Here is a 2,570-nt window from a genome sequence, read left to right as displayed (position 1 = left end):
CACCTGCCCCTCACGGGTCAGCGCGCTGTAGAGTGCTACCAACTGCTCGAGCCGAATGCCTGCCGCCCCCAATGCAATGGCCGGATTGGGCTTGTCGGAGAGCGCCAATCTAACCCCGGCGTTGTCGAGGCGGCTGACCAGTTTGTCGGCCCCAAGCGCCTCCAGCACCTGCACCGCCGGTACGTTGAGGGATTGCTGCAATGCCTGAGTGAGGGTCACCGGCCCCTGAAAGGCGCCGGAAAAGTTGGCGGGTCTATAGTCCGAGCCCAACCTTGGCGCATCGGAGAGCAGGGAGGCCGAGTGCACCAGCCCCTCATCCATCGCCAGACCGTAGATAAAGGGCTTGAGGGTGGAGCCGGGGGAGCGGATCGCCTGCACCATGTCGAGATAACCGTGGCGGCGCAAATTGCCATACTCGGCGCTGCCCACATAGGCGCGCACCTCCATGGTCCGGTTGTCCACCAGCAGCAGCGCAGCAGAGGTCTGCTCGGGGAAACGGCGGATATAACTCGCCACCCGCGTCTCCAGCCAACGCTGCAGATCGCCGTCTATGGTGGTGTGCACCAGGGCGCCCGACTGGCTGTCGGCGGCCAGACGAGCAAACAGCGGCGCCTCCATCGGGGTGAAATGGCCGCGAGCCAGCACAGGCTCGATGCGTCCCTCCTGCCACGCCTGCTCGGGCCAGCCCCCCTGTGCCACCAGTCGCTGCATCACCTTGTCGCGGGCGGCGCGGGCCCGCTCGGGATGGCGATCTGGTCGGTTGCGGCTGGGGGCCTGCGGCAGCACCGCCAACAGCGCCGCCTCGGCGTGAGTCAGCTTGGCCACGCTCTTGCCAAGATAGGCAAAACTGGCTGCCTGCACCCCTTCCAGATTGCCGCCAAACGGCGCCCGGTTGAGGTGGACGGTGAGCAGGGTGCGCTTGTCGTAGTGCCACTCCAGCTGCAGCGCACGCGCCATCTGGCGCAGCTTGCCGGGTATCGACCTCTGATAGGGCTCGATCAGGCGCGCCACCTGCATGGTGAGGGTCGAGCCGCCCGAGACGGCGCGCCCGTAGCGCAGCCATTGCCAGACTCCGCGCACCATGGCCACCGGATTGACCCCGGGATGGCGCCAGAAATGGCGATCCTCGTAGCCCAGCAGCGCCTCGATATAGCGGGGGGAGACCTGATCCAGCGTCACGGGGTAACGCCACACGCCGCTGGTGTCGGCAAAGGCGCGCAGTGGCCTCCCCTTCATGTCGAGCACCACCCGCGCGTAGGCGGGGTCGAGCGGCGGCGGCGGGAAAATACGATCCAGCGCCAGCAGCGACAGGAACAGGGCGACAGCTCCCAGCCCCGAGAAGCGCAGCCAGCGTGGCAGACGGCCCAGCCAACGCCGACAGGCGCGGCCACTGCGGCGAAGTCTCAGCCAGCCGCGCTGCCAGAAAGTGAGCGGGTGGCCCCGCTCAAGGGGGGGGACGTTACGCAGAGGGTGTCTGCGACTCATAAAGCGCCAGCTACTCAGAAATCGTTACCTCATGGATATCCTCACCCACGGCCCGCAGCTCGGGCCGATACATATCCTCCACCTGGGTCGGCGGCACCTGATAGCGACCCGGCGTCACCGCCCGCATCAGGTAGACCAGCTGCTGGTTGCTCCCCTCGCTCAAATCCAGCGCCGCCGTGTAGCGGTCGTCGCGAAACTCCTGATGCTTGAAGTAGTCGTTCCACTCGCTCTGCCACGCCGGTTTCCCCTCGATGGAGAGCTCTTCCAGCTTGATGCTGTTGCCAAGGGCCGGATTCTCCAGCTCAAAACCAGCGGGCACCATCTCCACCAGCAGGGCATCGGGCACCGCCGATTTGCTGCTGACATTGAGCCGCACCACCACCAGATCACCGACCTTCACCTTGGCGGGATCAAACGGCTGCCCCTCGCTGTTGAACCAGCTGCGGGTCACGCTTATCCCCTGACTCAACCGGGCAGGAGCCCGTTCGGGGTAGCCGATCAGGGTGCGCTGCACATAGAGCGAGCCCTTGCCCTCGTTGGCGACGGCGCTGGCGGCCAGTGCCTCGGGGGCGCCCTGCTGCAGCGGAGCCGAACCGCTCAGGGATTCACTGCCAAGAGAGGAAGTTACCTTGGCCTGCCAGTCGATAGCCGGATCGAAGCGGGCGAGTCGCAACAGGGCGAACCGCTCCTGAGTGCTGAGCCACTGACGGTGAGCCAGGGTATCGGCCACCTTGGCACTCAGCGTTGGCCAGCGCTCCAAAGCCAGCTTGTACTGGCGCAGCAAGGAGAGCTCAAGGGCTTCATCGCGCAGGGGGGAACCGTAATCCCCCAGATAGTCGTCCCCACGCTCGGTCCCTAGCGCCCGGCTGAGTGCCTTGGCGGCGGTCTGCTCATCCCCCATGGCCGAGAGGGCCAGCGAGAGGTGCAAGAGCGGCAAACCGGAGCGGGCGTGATCGGCCTGTTGCTCCCAGATAAGGCGCAGGGTAGCCAGCGGCGCCTTGCCCACCCGGGCCAGCACATAGGCGCTGTAGGCCTGATAGGCCAACCGGCTATGCTCGGGGGCACCGCTCCAGCGCTCGCCGTAC

At 66.3% G+C, this 2,570-nt stretch carries 2 protein-coding genes; both read right to left on the bottom strand.

The features are described from left to right. A partial coding sequence (gene pbpC, locus AAC083_RS15015) for a penicillin-binding protein 1C (RefSeq protein WP_108537024.1) occupies window positions 1–1,485 on the bottom strand: 1,485 nt, incomplete at its 3' end. Between the two features lie 10 nt (window positions 1,486–1,495). Next, a partial coding sequence (locus tag AAC083_RS15010; protein WP_445206872.1) for an alpha-2-macroglobulin family protein occupies window positions 1,496–2,570 on the bottom strand: 1,075 nt, incomplete at its 5' end.

Source organism: Aeromonas sp. HMWF014 (assembly GCF_963878295.1).
Classification (GTDB): Bacteria; Pseudomonadota; Gammaproteobacteria; order Enterobacterales; family Aeromonadaceae; genus Aeromonas; species Aeromonas popoffii.
Note: the sequence above shows the minus strand (reverse complement) of the source record. Positions and strands in the feature narration are given on the sequence as shown.